The following is a 14296-nucleotide window of genomic DNA, read 5'->3' as shown; positions in this document are numbered from 1 at the left end:
GCATTTAACGCCACCACCCCGGCAACGCGTTTGCTTATGCCCTGGATTTAACGCAACCCGGGCAAATTGACGAGGTTGTCAAAAAAGCCATTGCCCGCTTTAACCGGATCGATGTTCTGGTGAATAACGCCGGGATTGGTTTTGCGGGGGCATTGAGGAAACCAGCATGGCCGAAGTGAAAACCGTTTTTGACACCAATTTCTTTGGGCCCTTAAAACTGACCCAGGCCTTTTTGCCCGTTCTGAGACAGCAGCGCAGTGGACACATTATTCAGATTTCATCGCATAGCGGACTAAAAGCGTTCGCCGGTTTCGGTATTTATAGTGCCAGTAGGTTTGCGCTGGAAGGCTTCAGCGAAGCCCTGGCGCAGGAAGTGGCTCCCCTTGGGGTCCGGGTAACGATTGTGGAGCCGGGTCCTTTCCGAACGAACTTTGCCGGAACTGGACTAGGGGTAGCCAGCACGATCATCGACGATTACTGGCCGACCGCCGGTGAGTTTCGGGAGCAAATCAAAAGCGTTGACGGCAAGCAGGAAGGTGACCCGGCCAAAGCCGCTCAACTCATCTTCGACCTGGCGAACGCCGACAATCCACCACTACGACTTCGTAATAAAACCTTGGTTATAATGGTGTAGAGCAGATAAATGAAATCTAACGGTATAAACTTCATTAAGCTTAGATTACTTACCGGTAGTCAATCGAAACCCCAATCCTATAGTAAATATGAACCGATTGAAAGCAAGGTCGTAGGGCACCACCCGACTTACTCCATTGAAGGGAAAACGTAATTCGTTGTGTAGCTGGTCAAAGGCGGCTTCATACTGTCCGCTTAACTCAACAAAAAACGGTTTTTGAGCTGGAAACCGCACCCCTGCCTCTACTACCAAACCTGGCACTACACGGGTCACTTTGATGAATTGGGCAGTTGTAGTGGAGGGGTCTGTTCCTGCTTCAGTCTGAATCCATTGAATAGAGGGGCCAAGGCTGATACGTGTGGTGCGTTGCCGGGAGTAATAGCTGTAAAGCGGAGCAAACGAAATGGCGCGCCACCGCACTAAGGCATCGTGTGTTCCCGCAATGCGTCCCCTGGCAAGACTCATCTTACCGGCCAGACTAGAACGGGACCAGAAAAATTCGGTATGCAGCGCCAAGTTAGGTAGGATCTGTGCGATGGGATACGTTCCAAATAAAAAGGCTGGACCGCCCAACCCGTTGGCCTCCATAAGTTCTCGAATTGCGCTGGTAGGGCCACTACTGTATCCACCTATCTGAAATGTAAAGGCAATGGGGGCTGGGAAGGGTTCTTTTGACTGGGCACTGACCGAACCGGCCTCGATGACCAAGCCAGCCACCAATGAAAGGTAACATAGAGTCGTGGAGGTCGTTTTCATGTTTCAGCCGTTAAAATTTGACCAATCAATAAAAGGTAGCGACATTCAAAGATCAAACTACCAAGATTTTAGTGAGTGGTTAATTTTGTTCTATAATCTGGCATGCCACGCAGATTACGACCTGGAAACAGCAGGCTTTAGAGGGTTTGCCCAATCTGTTCAATGGTCAGACGAGTTCAGGCTTGTCCGTTCAAGATCGAAAAGAGCTCGAAGCGCCTTTATTTCAACAGATTGGCCAGCTCAAGGTGGGCCGCCGGAGCGGTGGAAAACGATTTCCTCAAAAAAATTTACGGGCGAATTAGTTGGAGATTGACGCCGGTTAATTGACCACGCTCATCCTGAATTGAGTATTCGTCAACAATGCAAGTTATTGGATTTGGCCCGGTCCATCTATTACTATCAGCCCGTTGGTGAATCGGCTGAAAATCTGGCATTAATGGAACGGATCGATAAACTCTTTACCGACCGGCCTGAGCTGGGCGTTCGGCGCATGCATCAAGAGTTAACCAAGCCTGAGGAACCTCTCAACATTAAGCGGATACGTCGTTTGATACGCTTAATGGGGCTGGAAGCGGTCTATCCCAAACCCAATTTATCGAAACTAGCCGAAGGCCATCAAATCTACCCCTATCTATTGCGAGGGGGACCTATTTAAGCCTGAAATCATGTTTGGTCCACCGACATCACCTATATTCCGATGGCGACCGGATTTCTCTATTTATGTGCAGTTATTGAACGCTCCGGTGTCCCGGTGGCACAGTCGGTTTGTGTTGAGTTGGCAGCTATCGAATACTCTATTAGTTGATTTCTGTCTTGATGTTTTACAAGAAGTACTTGATCGGTGGGGAAGCCCCCGAATTTTTAATACTGATCAAGGGAGCCAGTTTACTAGTCCACGCTTTCTGGCGCCCTTGAAAGCCGCTCAAATCCAAATCAGTATGGATTCTGAAGGCCGAACTTTGGACAATATTTTTGCCGAGCGGTTGTGGCGGACGGTTAAATATGAGCACGTATATTTATATGCCTATCCAGATGGATTAACGCTACATCGAGGTTTAACCAAGTACTTTCAATTGTATACTTATCAATGCAATCACCAGTCATTGGATTACTAAACGCCAGCGCAATGGTATATTGAGTAGAAAGGTAGAAAAATATAATTTATCAGCCGACTAGTAACCGCTTAATTAGCCAAAAAACTGTCCAACATTTGGGGAGCCCGATAAACTATCCCTTTTCGGGGCTTACCGATAGTCTTCGAGACTTTTGCAACAGCTACTATCTTTATGTAAATAAATTAATCCAAGAACTTCTCTTTAGAGCGACAAAATTAATTTCTACGAAAGAGTCAAAAGCATGCCCTAAGTGCAACTCAGATCAGGTAGCCTATCCCCTCGAAACCAGAGGATACCCTGGCGATTCGATCAAAGTGGCGGTGGACCCTGAACGCTCAATACTAGGGCTTAATTTACCTACCCTTTTTCCCCTTCAAACGGCTGTTTGCGGCAATTGCGGGTATACAGAGTTCTACGTGGCTGACTTTAAGAAGGTATACGAGAAATGGCGTGAAAACACTAAGTAGCTACGACTATTCTGCGTCTGCTACGTATAGAATTTGACAGCTATTAAAAACGCTCCTGCAGGAGACGAGGTAATAGTCAGCTAGCGGCTGGGTAAACGGGACGCTTGATTAGCGGGTCTGTTTTACCACCTGTCAACGACGATCTGTCGCAGATGAGCACAGGCAGACTGGCCATGCTAATCTACTTTTTTGTGGCATCATCTCCCTGATGATTATCTAAAGCCTGGCGTCAACATTCTATACCCAACGGGACCGCGACCTGGTGTGGGGTGGCCCTACCGGCAACCCCACACCAGGTCGTTGGCAGGGGGGCCAACAACTACCCAAAAAACTGGCTGCCGGCTTGTAATCCCGCAAACGGGCCAGCCGTCTTCACCATTTTCCAGGGGGCGGGCCGTTGATGATCACCACCCTACAGGACGGGTGGGAGCCGATTGGCGGTCTGCCAATAACGGGGGCAGTTTTTGCCGTGTTTTTTGCTCGTCTAATCTACTCGCTGCGTTGGCTGGCCAGCAAGTTGATCGGCTCATTCAGACAGACCTGTCGAGCGAGCTGTCCCCTTGAGCACTCCAGCCTTGGCCGTTGGTGTCAGAAACGTTACCGTACGGTAATACCGCAATAGATATACGCTACTAAAAATTAATACCTGTTTTAAACGCTGTGGAGAGGTAATACCCCCCCCGGTATTACCCCATATATCGACAAATCGTATCGGCTATCTTCAACAACGGGTAAACCACCCCCAGACGACAGGGAAATATACCCAAAAAGGGGCCAGGGGCGGTCTAGCCCGTAAAACACGGGGCGAGGGGACGAACCGACAGGGGCTGGCTTGGCGCTTTGGGTACCATCTACCCCTGGCCTACGCGTCAAAAGACGAATTGGTACGGGCGTTTTGGGGCCAATTAGCCCGTTGACCGGGTTTTTGGCGCTGGCCCACCGGAAATGGCCAGGCCTAGGCGGGTGGGCCAGCGCCATAACGGCACAGCCCTAGGTCTTTCCGAGGAGGCCCCGTTTTGTAGCCAGCAAGCCCACAAAACGGGCACTGTTTCTCCTCACTCCCCAAATGGGTTCCGCTGCTCGATTAACGGCCAGGTGCGCTCCGAAAGCCATGGGTCAATCGACACTTCATGCGCTGTAGGCATCCGAAAAATGAACCCGGGCGTTGTCGGCCGCTACGTTTGGAGTAGGTATTCAAAATAACTATTCCTGGAGACGTCTTCTGGACTCAGGATCCGGTTGTCAGTCATAAACAGGCCAACGCCGGGATCCAGGTGAACGCCCAGCCCCATCTGGCTCACCAGGGAACCCCGTTTATACCGACGCCCCCCATACAGGAGGAAATCCCTGGTTTCCTTGACCACCTTGATCACTACGGTCTGGGCGGCAAACCGATCGGTCTGTGCAGCTAGCTGGTCCCTGAGTCGCCTGACTTCTCGCCGGAGCGCCTTGAGTTGAGACGGACCTTGTTTGGCCGAAGCATACCGGTCTTTGGCCACCGCGTTTCGTCCGGCCTAGCGATCATGGACGTGGCCCGTGGGTTGTGCTCGATTTAGGCCGCTCGTCGAACATTGCCCGCTACGCCTTTCACCTGGGCCTGTTAGCCGCGTCATAGGCTAGTTGCTGAATTGCTAATATAGTCTCTTCTGAATTCATTGTTTTATGTTGCCTGAACACGATTACCCGTAAAAATGGGTTCATTCTGCTGAATGACACGGCTTAAACGGTCGTTTAAGAGTTGTAGAGACGATCTAAATAGCTAAACCCGAGTCGTGAATGATGGACAAAGAGACTCTCGAAGTACTAGCTATTTGAACTCTGTATTTGAATTAATGAATACATATAGTATTTGAACCATTTGGATGATTCTAACTTTAAGCTGGTGGGGAGAAGGGATGGCTCAGCTCGGATGGGAGACGCTCTAAATCCAACCGTTTGATGGGGCTCAATACTAGCGGCACCGCCTCGGTCACGACGTTGCTCGTGTCTAAACCGTACGATTCCTTGGTGGATAAGGCAATCCGCTTCAACAACAAGTAACCCCGCATGATCAGCTTTTGGTAAGTACTTAGCTCATTATCATAGGACAAAAAGCGCTTGAAGAGCACAAATCGAAAATCCCCCGCAATTCGGTGGACATTCAACGAGCGATAGGGGGTGTCAATGGTTACTTCTTTATCAGCGACCATGTCCAGCACTACTTGCCGAAATAGAAAATTCAGCCGGGGCTCGACGCGGAAGCCCAAGTAAAAGGTAACAAAATATACATCTTCGGCCGCGAGGGTATCTACCTTGTAGCGCATACCATAGGGCTCATCCTGCACACACAGATGGATGAACCAATAGATGTCGGCCCGTTTGGGGGCTCGGTTTAGAATCGAGAACAAGGTTTCAGCTTCAATCTTTTGGTAGTCATCCGCTGAAGTCAAGTAGACCAAATGCGTGGCAAACTTAGGAACGCTCAGGTCATTACTGAGGGTTTTGAGTACGGGGAGGTTACCTGGCAGGGTGTCATAATGAATGAACTCATGGGTAATGGTTTCGCCTTGATACCAGAAGACCATCATGCCCATTAGTAGGAGCCCTAGGGTAATCGAAATCCAGCCTCCTTCTTCAACCTTAACCATATTAGCTATCAAAAAAGTAGTTTCTACAACCAAAAATAGGGCCGTAATCAGCGTACTCAGTATGGGATTAGTCTGTTTCATGCGCAGATAGGCATTAATCAGCACCGTAGACATGAGCATCGTCAGCGTGACCGCTAAGCCATAAGCCGCTTCCATATTTTTGGATTCCTTAAAATGCAAGACGATCAGAATGCAGCCAATCATCAACCCCCAGTTGACAAAGGGGACGTAGAGCTGCCCCCTCTCGTCGGAAGGGTAAGCTACGCGCTGACGGGGCCAGAAGTTAAGCCGCATCGCTTCGCCCACCAGGGTAAAGGCACCGCTAATGAGGGCTTGAGAAGCGATGATGGTGGCCAGGGTCGCTAAAATAATGCTGAAAATCGTCAGTGGAGCGGGCACAATGCTGTAAAATGGGCTGGTCTCCCCTACTTGTTTCCCCAAGTGATTCATCAGATAAGCAGTCTGACCCGCGTAAGAGAGTAATAGGGTTAGTTTAACGTAAATCCAACTCACCCGGATGTTGTCTCGACCGCAGTGGCCCATGTCCGAGTAGAGGGCTTCGGCCCCGGTGGTACAGAGGAACACCCCACCCAGTAACCAGAATCCACCCGGATACTGAGTTAGTAACCGGAAGGCGTAAAGGGGGTTGAGGGCAAGTAGTACCGAGGGGTGGGCCAACAGGGCTAAAAAGCCAATGAAGCCGATGAATGTAAACCAAACCAGCATAACCGGCCCGAAGAGTTTGCCTAACAGTTGCGTACCGAACTGCTGGATGACAAATAAGCCAATCAGAATGCCAATGACAATGGGCTCGGTTTCTAGTTTTGGATCGAAGATCAGTAGGCCTTCGATGGCGGAGGAGACGGAGATGGGAGGTGTAATAAGGCCATCCGCCAGGAGAAAGGCTCCCCCGACGATAGCGGGAATCAGCAGCCATCGACCCGAGAATCGGTGGACCAACGCGTAGAGGGAAAAGATGCCCCCTTCGCCTTTGTTATCGGCTTGAAGGGTGATCAGGACGTACTTGATGGTGGTCTGTATGGTGAGGGTCCAGAAGATGCAGGACAGCGTACCTAGGACGAGCGTTTCGGTAAGTTGGTGCCCGCGCACGACGGCCGCCAGGACGTATAATGGCGAGGTACCAATATCACCAAAGACAATGCCGATGGCAATTAATAGGCCTTGAGGGCTTACTTTATTAATCGAAGAGGAAGACATAGAATCAGTCAGAGTGGGGTAAGCACCAAGTAGCGCGTTCATGGGCTATAACCTTCGCGAGTAGGCTTTGTTTGATCTATTGCTCGAGCTGAACTAGTCCCTAGAGCCAAGGTACGGGTGGTGCTCACTTACTGTCAATCAGGGTCTGCCAAGCCATCTACTTGATACGTTGATAGCTTTTACATATCTAGGATGTTCATTTAATAAATGTTAAATTCCGTACACCTGCATTTTTCTAAGTTGTGGCAACTGGGATTTCAACTGAAGCACCAATTTCGACCCCGCGTAGGCGAAGGTATTTGTATAGGGTGTTTTTAGAGATGTGCCACTCACGGGTCGATGGGGTCGTTCAGACTAACTAACCCAACGTGGTGCTCTTCTAACCGAGATACTACTAAACGCTTTAGAAGGGTATGTCGGCAATAAATAATTGAAATGATTGTCCAACTGTCTTTAATCCTGAAATCGTTCACAAAAAGGTTCGAGCGAGCCGAAACTGTGAACTAATAAACTGAGCTGTTTTACTGAACGTAAAAACGATTGTTTTTGACCACTCTCTTCTTACCTGACCGCCGTTCAGAAAAACCTCCGTGACTGTTGCACAACGCTAATAGCCTTATGTTGAGGAAGATGCCTATCTTGACGTATGGTAGGAACAAAACACCCCGCTCCAAAACAAGGCCATCCTCTGCTACTCGACCAATGTGTACCCCAGCAGAATCTATATCGACGCTTAAAACACGCCATTGATTTATCCTTTCTATATCAAGTTGTCCAGCCCTTCTACGGCAAATGCGGGCGACAATCGATTGATCCGGTTGTTTTCTTCAAATTAATGCTGGTGGGGCATTTGGAAAACCTTACGTCGGATCGGGCTATTATTCGCTGCTGTCAACTCCGATTAGACATCTTGTACTTTTTGGACTACGCTAGCTAGCTAGAGTTGGGTAGTCAGGGCTCTGTCGCCAAATCGTTTTTGCTCATTCAGAGGCACTTTCAACTGGCTGATCATACCTTGCAGACGCTGACGAAGTCGAGTAAATTCAGCCAGTTTTTTCATGACGGGTCGAGCAGGCTTCCAGAGCCGAGTCCGGTCTTGAAAGCGATAAGCGTACTCAGCAATGCGCTGAGCATCAACGTTGTCTGACTTTCCTCGTTGCAGTCCGCCAGCTTGTTTAATATGCAGGGAAGCTTCCAGCCAAATTGGTAATTGAGCCTGAAAAAGCACCTCCAGGGCATGTGCGTTGTAAAGTCCAGTATGTTCCATGCAGACCACACAGTTTGCGATCTGGAAGTTGGGCAAAGCCAGGAGTTGTTTGATAATTGCCCGAATGGCCACGGGTGAATTTTCCGATTGGGTTTGCCAGATGATGCCTTTATTGGCATAAACAGCCCAGTCAAGAGTGTTCTTAGAAACCGCACGGGCGGCCCCGATCAATACCAATGAAATGGCGAATGTCCATTGAAGTGTTTACTTTTAGGGTTCAACAATCAGACAGCTTACTCATCACTCGTTACGCCACGGGGCGCCCCGCTTGCTAATGGGTCACAACACCCTAATTTCTATTCGAGTCGGACCGCCGATGCGGTTAAGTAAGAAAGACCGAGCGGGACCTGACCGCGACGGCGGACCGTTCGGCCCATAGGTTGCGAGCCTGGCCGGAGACGCTAGGGAAGCCCGCTCGGTTGTCTGTCTGGCAAGCTACCTAAATCTTGGTTTCTTACCAGCCCTCAAACCTAAAGGCCGGGGCGGTTATTCAAACGGTAGTAACTACGCCTTGTTGGAAGGGTGGAAAATCACAGGCTGGATACCTGTCTTCGGCCACTATAAGCCCCAGATCGAAGGCTTTTCCTATGATTCTGAGGAGGATCACTTTACGTGTTCAGCCGGCAAGCGATTGCCTTTCAAGACCTTTGCCACCTATGCCGACACCAGTTTGTTGAAGATCTATCGGGCAGATTACCAAGCCTGCCAACAGTGTCCGCTCAAAGCCACCTGTGTTCCCAAGAGGTGGTCCGCCACCGCGGCAATGCCGACAAATTATCCGAACGGCCTATGATCCCTTCTACCGTCGAGCCCTGGAGCGCCAGCAAAGTCGGCGGGGCAAACGCATGAAACGGCTTCGCCAACGAACGGTGGAACCCGTCTTAGGTAGTCTGGTAGAGTACAATGGGTTACGGAAGGTGAATGTACGGGGTAAGGCTGGGGCTCACAAAGTGATGCTGATGGCGGCTATTGCCTTCAACCTGAAGAAGTATATGAAGTTCACCACCCAGTCCACTCTGGGCCAGGCCATAGCCCTAAAGGTGGAATGGTCATTGTCTTCTCAAGACACTTGTCTGGGCTTTGGTGTGCTTTTTCTCAACTAAGAAGGACAGACGATGGTAGAAAATCTTATTTTCCTATTCAGACGCTGAAAAATCGATGTGGGAACCAGAGTTGTGCAACAGCCACGTTCGTTTAATAAATGTTAAATAGGCCACAACTACAATTTTCTATGTTGTGGTAGTCTGGATTTAAATCGAAGCGCCAATTTCGACCCCGCGTAAACGGAGATATTTATACAGGGTAGTTTTAGAGATGTGTAACTCGCGGGCAATTTGTTCAACTGGGTACTTGGCTTCTTTGTAGAGACTTTCACCAAGGCGGGCTTTCTGCTCACCAGCTTTGGATAGCCCTTTTCGACGACCTAAAAGCTGACCTCGTCGACGGGCGGAGGCCAAACCCGCCAAAGTACGCTCCCGAATTACTTCCCTTTCAAACTCGGCTAGACTGGCAAAAATGTGAAAAACGAGCCGACCTTGCGCCGTCGTGGTGTCAATCGGGTCATTTAAACTGACTAACCCAACGTGTTGCCCTTCGAGCTGAGTAACAATCTCGATCAAGTGATTCAGGGAACGGCCCAGTCGATCTAGCTTCCAAATCATCAAGGTGTCTCCCTCCCGGATGATTTCGAGTAACCTGTTTAATTCAGGGCGTTCGGTTTTAGACCCACTGGCTTTTTTCTGATAGATTTTTGCGCAACCTGCTGCATTAAGGGCATCTAGCTGAAGCGCCAGATTTTGATCTTGTGTAGAGACACGGGCGTAACCTAATTTCATGATATAGTAGTATCTAACTCACGTCAAGGACGTGAGTGTGAGAAATCTATTGTCGATCCAGGAAGCAGGTTGTTGGTATTGAAGGTAAAGAATTTTCAGGTTGTTAGGCTAACAAAAAGAAGGATATCCCTAAGCTCTTTAGAAAGCAGGGGCCTCCTATAAATGACTTATCAATTATATCAGTCATCATTCACTTTTGAAATCGTTTACGGAGAGGTTCAATTTGCGCATAATCCTTGCCCATCCGCATTAACGACGTTTCCAGTGAATACGATTCTTCGGAAAGGCCCTTAAAGGCAACGGCCGGACGAAAGGGCTGAATGTTTGGCATCCACGCATTTACATACAAAGCTTCCATTAACCCATTGCAGCTTGTAACACGTACTTAAGCTATAGACTTGGCAAGGAAACGATCTGCCGGGACCTATTATGGCCGCTCGTACTTATCCAACCTGACGTTTTTGGCGACAGGTAGGAAGATCTTTACTGTTTTTTAGCTGATTTAGTCGATGTATTGCTGGTCGCTCCTTTACCAGCCGTACTACCAGTCGCTCCACTTCCTGACGTATTGCCGGTCGTTCCAATTCTAGCTGTACTGCCGGTTGCTCCACTTCGATCAGGGATACCGGCGGCCTGTTGATTGACACGTTTGCCACCCGCCTTATTACCACCCGATTGGCTACTGGCACTGCTGGACCCAGCGCTCATTGTCGGCCCCTTTTTCTGAGCAGGTCCTTTACCGCTTTGCATTGAAGCGCCCTGGGTCGTTGCTTGCTGACCAGATGTATTACCCCCTGCCTGTGCCAGCCCTCTTGCAGAAGCTACCGCAATTAGCAGCGCAACCGTCATTACTATCGTTTTCATACGTTGGTTTTAATTATGGTTTTATTGTCACCATTTGTTTAACCCGCTTAACCATCAAAGTGGATTTCAAATTGCTGGAGTACTGAGGAAACGGGTTTAATGGGTGATTCACCCGTGTTAAATGTGCATAGGCAGGCTTGCGTTGCGTTAATAAGATAGCCCATAGTTCCAATAAACCGAACGCTAGGTGTGGCTAATAGATACGTTTTTCGGTAGTAACTGAACTGCGCTAATCAACAAAATTTGTTATAACTGAATAAATACAAGTTATTTATTACTAATGGATTACACCTTAAGATAATATATACTTCCGTTCGTCAATACCTATTATCAACACCGTTCAGTCCTTATCAAAATTTCAAAAGGTCTTGCTCTGTCAAATTTAGCAGGTCTTTTTACGCTTGTTTCCTTATTTAGACAAAAAGTCAAGGATAAGAATAAGGATTATAGGCCAGCTCTCCCGTAGTTTGGCCAAAGCCCGCTGAACTAAATTACTAACGGATTGAGGTCGAATTGTCAGTATGTCCGCAATTTCTTCAATAGTAAGACTCTGGAAATAACGTAAATAAATTACCTCCCGCTGCCGCAAGGGGAGATGAGCCAGACGTTCGTCTACCTCATTTCTGACATTCACTTCGGTTTCCTGCTGGATGTAGTGATCTTCAACAGAGAATTCCATGTTATATTCCTGAGTGTCGACCTGAATAGTTGGGTTACGTGGAAAATTCTGCATCGCTTTAAAAAGCTGATGTCGAAAGGCTTTTAAAAGGTAAAATTTTACAGAGGGCGTATCATTAAGCGTACGTCGGCTTACCCACAACCGAACTAACACATCTTGAAGGGCATCTTCAACTATTTGTCTATCAGACGTAAATTTCTGTCCATAGTGAATGAGCTTGGCATAATAACGGTTGGCCATCGTCGTGTAAGCGTCCTCGTCGCCCTCTCGAAAAAGGCGCCAAAGCTCTGAGTCGTCCGTGTTTTTGCTAAATTGAGCCAAGAAAAAACGTCGAGGAATAAACCTGTTAAAAATTTCGATCTTCGACTGGTAGAGTAGGTCAAAGACACTACCGTATGTTCAGTTTGTCAGCCTTCCTGACATACGCGTTACAGGACGAAAGAGTTTTTACCGCTCAGCAATGGATGGCGTTTTCCTTTCCAGAGTAGGTGCCCTGACGTATTTGTTGGCAAATCAATCTGAACCATCCACTGCTTATTAACTAGTTTGTAACGCACATCTATTCTTCCGTTGGGGTGTGGCATTTGACCGGCTTTTTTTTTCAGGGCTCCTAAATGCGGTTCAATCTTTATCGTCCTGAATCCAGGGCTTTCGCTGTCAATTCCCAGGACGGTCCGAAAAAACTCAATATTAGGACTAGCACCCCAGGCATGGCAATCAGAACGAGTGGTTTTTACGTCTGATGTTTCCCCCCAGGTCGTTAGGCCTAACGTTATATTTTCCCGCCATATAGTCAACCAGTTTAAATACTCATTACCTAACCCTGCTCTCACTAAAGCTTGGTGCAGGTAAAATTTATAGTAAATAGACGCCTGTGCCAGTCCAGATTCGGCAATTATTTTACGGGCAAGATTTGTGGCCGGTTGACCCGTAATCAAGCCTGTCAAAATAGCCAGCGTGTTGGTGTGCTGAGAGAAGAAGTCTTTTTCTTCTGTATCGGCGTAGAGCATGCGGGATTTATCCCAGTACTTCTTCTGAATCGTTTTTTTTAACAATTCGACCTGTTTTTTGTAAGCACCCGCATGAGACGGTTCACCCAGACCAGCTTCCAATTCCGCGGCCAACTGGTAAGTCCACAGCAGGTGTAAATCCAAAAGTGCCGAATGGCCACTCTTGTCAATAGGAGGGGCTCCAAAATTCCAACCCTTACCGTCGACAGCCCAGTCTGAGAATAACCAATAGGGAACGTCTTTCAACGAGCCATTGGGTTGCTGGTAATGGCTAAAAAATGAAAGAACCTGCCGCATGCCAGGTAGCTTGTTTTTTACGAAAGTCTGATCTGGGCGGTATTTCCAGTAATCATGCAACATGCCAATCCACCACAACGAAAAAGATGGAATCATCTGGGGTGTTGCAGATGGATGGCGACTCTGCGTAACGCCTTCCGCCAGGCGCGAATGATCCATCAGATCCAGCGCGTTCCGCACCAAGCGATCATCACCAGCGTTATAAAACGAAACTAAGGCCTGAATTCGGGCATCCCCAATGTATTGAAGCTGCTCATAGTAGGGACAGTCCATATAGGTTTCAAAGGCACACAATCGGGCCGTTCGCCAGCCAATGTCCAGCATCTTATTTAATTCCGGGTCTTCGCTGTTCAGCATAGCCTGATTCTTAAACGGATACCCCGTGAAGGTGCTGAACACATCATCAATAATCAAGGGCTCGTTCTTTGTTTCGATAGTCAGTTGAATGTAGCGATACGTTCGCCAAAGCAGTGATGTAAAGGTTTGCTGGTTGCTGCCGTCGGCGATGATAAGATCTTCGCGCCCAACCATCACTTTACCCTCTACTTCATTCCGGTTGCCTTTATCCCCGCCCTGATTTAAGGCTTCAGCGTACGTAAGTGTCACCCTGGCGTTTAGGCCCCGACTCATGATTAACGTTGGATAGGCATTGGTTAAAACCGATTGATCAAGTAGGAGGCAGGCTTTTGTATTGGCCGGAACTGTAATGGTGGATGGGAGTGATGGAAATGGGGATGGAATGCTTAGTCCGGTAACCTTTCGGACTCTTGATAGGCGTTGAGGAGTGAGTTCCATTGGTGGAATCCGAGAGGGTACCAGTGCCCATCCATAAGGCGAGGCTCCAACTCCTTTAGGCGTTCCTTCAAAAAGCACATGGGCTGGTTTCCAGTTTTTATCATCAAATAAGGCTTTCTCCCAGTCTTTAATATGGGTCTTCATCCTAATAGACTCCCCAGGTCCGGCCACGTAATACCCGAAAGTATTTTTGACAGCTAACGGGCGATAACTACTGTCCTGTTGACATAGCCAGCTGGTATTTGTGTTGATGATTTCTTCCGCAACCGTATTTCCCTGGAGAATAAACGCTGTTCGGACGGAGAGTTGAGCTTCAGGTCGAAGATCGCCTTCATTCCAGACCTTAGCGGCTACTATGTTTTTACCAGACCGCAGATACGGAGCAATGTCAATAGTTTCGAAATTCCAGTAAAGTAAATCACCTCGTGCCGGGCCCAGTGAAACCAGTTTTTCATTAACGTATAATTTATAGCGATTGTCCGCTGATACGTGAACAATAAAGGACGACGGTTTTTGCGGTAAATCAAGGGTTTTTCGGAAAACATAAATGCCATACGAGCGAAGTGTTTCTTTGGACGAAGCGATCCAGAAGGCCGTCCAGTTCTTCGTCAGCAGTGATGGATGAATCGATTGAGCATGGACTTTTAGACCCAGAAAAATCAATAAAATAAGCGTGAAGGAAGCGTGCTTTTTCACCGTAAGCGGTTTTAGAAATGAAGTAGTAAGCAAAGC

The 14296-nt window shown here is 48.2% G+C and carries 15 protein-coding genes and 2 pseudogenes; 7 read left to right on the top strand and 10 right to left on the bottom strand.

The genetic code is table 11. The annotated features are described in order from the left end of the window. The first annotated feature begins 41 nt into the window (after positions 1-41). A pseudogene (locus tag CWM47_RS36550) lies at positions 42-634 on the top strand (SDR family NAD(P)-dependent oxidoreductase). A 45-nt stretch (positions 635-679) separates the two neighbouring features. Here the strand turns inward: CWM47_RS36550 and CWM47_RS36545 are convergent. Further along, a complete protein-coding gene (locus CWM47_RS36545) occupies positions 680-1390 on the bottom strand; it encodes a hypothetical protein (protein WP_100993409.1) in 711 nt (236 codons plus the stop codon). Between CWM47_RS36545 and CWM47_RS36540 the strand changes: the two genes are divergently transcribed. The 4 genes from CWM47_RS36540 (at position 1389) to CWM47_RS38600 (ending at position 3536) form a co-directional block, all read left to right on the top strand. Continuing rightward, positions 1389-1703: a hypothetical protein gene (locus tag CWM47_RS36540; RefSeq protein WP_100993408.1), complete on the top strand. Its 315-nt coding sequence runs from the start codon at positions 1389-1391 to the stop codon at positions 1701-1703. The genes CWM47_RS36545 and CWM47_RS36540 overlap by 2 nt on opposite strands. 30 nt (positions 1704-1733) lie before the next feature. Further along, the gene (locus CWM47_RS36535; RefSeq protein WP_157816191.1) at positions 1734-2045 is read left to right on the top strand and encodes an IS3 family transposase; all 312 of its coding nucleotides are present in this window, start codon (positions 1734-1736) and stop codon (positions 2043-2045) included. A 10-nt stretch (positions 2046-2055) separates the two neighbouring features. Beyond that, on the top strand, positions 2056-2505 hold the full coding sequence (locus CWM47_RS40550; protein ID WP_100993406.1) for a DDE-type integrase/transposase/recombinase: 450 nt from the start codon (positions 2056-2058) through the stop codon (positions 2503-2505). A 656-nt stretch (positions 2506-3161) separates the two neighbouring features. Continuing rightward, positions 3162-3536 (top strand): hypothetical protein, encoded by a 375-nt coding sequence (locus CWM47_RS38600; protein WP_157816190.1) that lies wholly within the window; start codon positions 3162-3164, stop codon positions 3534-3536. An 87-nt stretch (positions 3537-3623) separates the two neighbouring features. Here the strand turns inward: CWM47_RS38600 and CWM47_RS38595 are convergent, their stop codons facing one another. The 3 genes from CWM47_RS38595 to CWM47_RS36515 all read right to left on the bottom strand — a co-directional run bounded on the left by CWM47_RS38595 (position 3624) and on the right by CWM47_RS36515 (position 6859). Next, complete coding sequence (locus CWM47_RS38595; protein ID WP_157816189.1) at positions 3624-3950, bottom strand: hypothetical protein; 327 nt, start codon at positions 3948-3950, stop codon at positions 3624-3626. Positions 3951-4147: 197 nt separating this feature from the next. Then, positions 4148-4471 (bottom strand): hypothetical protein, encoded by a 324-nt coding sequence (locus CWM47_RS36520; RefSeq protein ID WP_100993404.1) that lies wholly within the window; start codon positions 4469-4471, stop codon positions 4148-4150. A gap of 375 nt (positions 4472-4846) precedes the next feature. Next, positions 4847-6859: a KUP/HAK/KT family potassium transporter gene (locus CWM47_RS36515; protein WP_240625638.1), complete on the bottom strand. Its 2013-nt coding sequence runs from the start codon at positions 6857-6859 to the stop codon at positions 4847-4849. A gap of 604 nt (positions 6860-7463) precedes the next feature. Here CWM47_RS36515 and CWM47_RS36510 point away from each other — a divergent pair. Then, positions 7464-7754 (top strand): transposase, encoded by a 291-nt coding sequence (locus CWM47_RS36510; protein WP_100993403.1) that lies wholly within the window; start codon positions 7464-7466, stop codon positions 7752-7754. On the opposite strand, the gene CWM47_RS36505 is transcribed toward CWM47_RS36510, so the two are convergent. Next, positions 7755-8255 (bottom strand): IS110 family transposase, encoded by a 501-nt coding sequence (locus CWM47_RS36505; RefSeq protein WP_240625637.1) that lies wholly within the window; start codon positions 8253-8255, stop codon positions 7755-7757. Between the two features lie 313 nt (positions 8256-8568). Here CWM47_RS36505 and CWM47_RS40705 point away from each other — a divergent pair. Then, positions 8569-9187, top strand: a pseudogene (locus tag CWM47_RS40705) (transposase); the annotation flags it as partial. 147 nt (positions 9188-9334) lie between these two features. Here the strand turns inward: CWM47_RS40705 and CWM47_RS36495 are convergent. The 5 genes from CWM47_RS36495 to CWM47_RS36480 all read right to left on the bottom strand — a co-directional run bounded on the left by CWM47_RS36495 (position 9335) and on the right by CWM47_RS36480 (position 14260). Continuing rightward, complete coding sequence (locus tag CWM47_RS36495; protein ID WP_100993402.1) at positions 9335-9919, bottom strand: recombinase family protein; 585 nt, start codon at positions 9917-9919, stop codon at positions 9335-9337. Between the two features lie 190 nt (positions 9920-10109). Then, positions 10110-10277, bottom strand: a complete 168-nt coding sequence (locus CWM47_RS38590) for a hypothetical protein (protein ID WP_157816188.1) — start codon at positions 10275-10277, stop codon at positions 10110-10112. A gap of 125 nt (positions 10278-10402) precedes the next feature. Then, positions 10403-10783: a hypothetical protein gene (locus CWM47_RS36490; RefSeq protein ID WP_100993401.1), complete on the bottom strand. Its 381-nt coding sequence runs from the start codon at positions 10781-10783 to the stop codon at positions 10403-10405. Between the two features lie 409 nt (positions 10784-11192). Beyond that, on the bottom strand, positions 11193-11702 hold the full coding sequence (locus CWM47_RS36485) for an RNA polymerase sigma factor (RefSeq protein WP_157816187.1): 510 nt from the start codon (positions 11700-11702) through the stop codon (positions 11193-11195). Between the two features lie 188 nt (positions 11703-11890). Further along, complete coding sequence (locus tag CWM47_RS36480) at positions 11891-14260, bottom strand: alpha-L-rhamnosidase-related protein (RefSeq protein WP_100993399.1); 2370 nt, start codon at positions 14258-14260, stop codon at positions 11891-11893. Between the last annotated feature and the right edge of the window lie 36 nt (positions 14261-14296).

The organism is Spirosoma pollinicola, from assembly GCF_002831565.1.
Taxonomy (GTDB): Bacteria; Bacteroidota; Bacteroidia; order Cytophagales; family Spirosomataceae; genus Spirosoma; species Spirosoma pollinicola.
Note: the sequence above shows the minus strand (reverse complement) of the source record. Positions and strands in the feature narration are given on the sequence as shown.

Coding starts and splice junctions, on each gene's coding strand:
- CWM47_RS36540 (WP_100993408.1), top strand. CDS start 1,389: ATGTTTCAGCCGTTAAAATTTGACCAATCAATAAAAGGTAGCGACATT.
- CWM47_RS36545 (WP_100993409.1), bottom strand. CDS start 1,390: ATGAAAACGACCTCCACGACTCTATGTTACCTTTCATTGGTGGCTGGC.
- CWM47_RS40550 (WP_100993406.1), top strand. CDS start 2,056: ATGTTTGGTCCACCGACATCACCTATATTCCGATGGCGACCGGATTTC.
- CWM47_RS38595 (WP_157816189.1), bottom strand. CDS start 3,950: ATGGCGCTGGCCCACCCGCCTAGGCCTGGCCATTTCCGGTGGGCCAGC.
- CWM47_RS36515 (WP_240625638.1), bottom strand. CDS start 6,859: ATGAACGCGCTACTTGGTGCTTACCCCACTCTGACTGATTCTATGTCT.
- CWM47_RS36510 (WP_100993403.1), top strand. CDS start 7,464: ATGGTAGGAACAAAACACCCCGCTCCAAAACAAGGCCATCCTCTGCTA.
- CWM47_RS36495 (WP_100993402.1), bottom strand. CDS start 9,919: ATGAAATTAGGTTACGCCCGTGTCTCTACACAAGATCAAAATCTGGCG.
- CWM47_RS38590 (WP_157816188.1), bottom strand. CDS start 10,277: ATGGAAGCTTTGTATGTAAATGCGTGGATGCCAAACATTCAGCCCTTT.
- CWM47_RS36490 (WP_100993401.1), bottom strand. CDS start 10,783: ATGAAAACGATAGTAATGACGGTTGCGCTGCTAATTGCGGTAGCTTCT.
- CWM47_RS36485 (WP_157816187.1), bottom strand. CDS start 11,702: ATGGCCAACCGTTATTATGCCAAGCTCATTCACTATGGACAGAAATTT.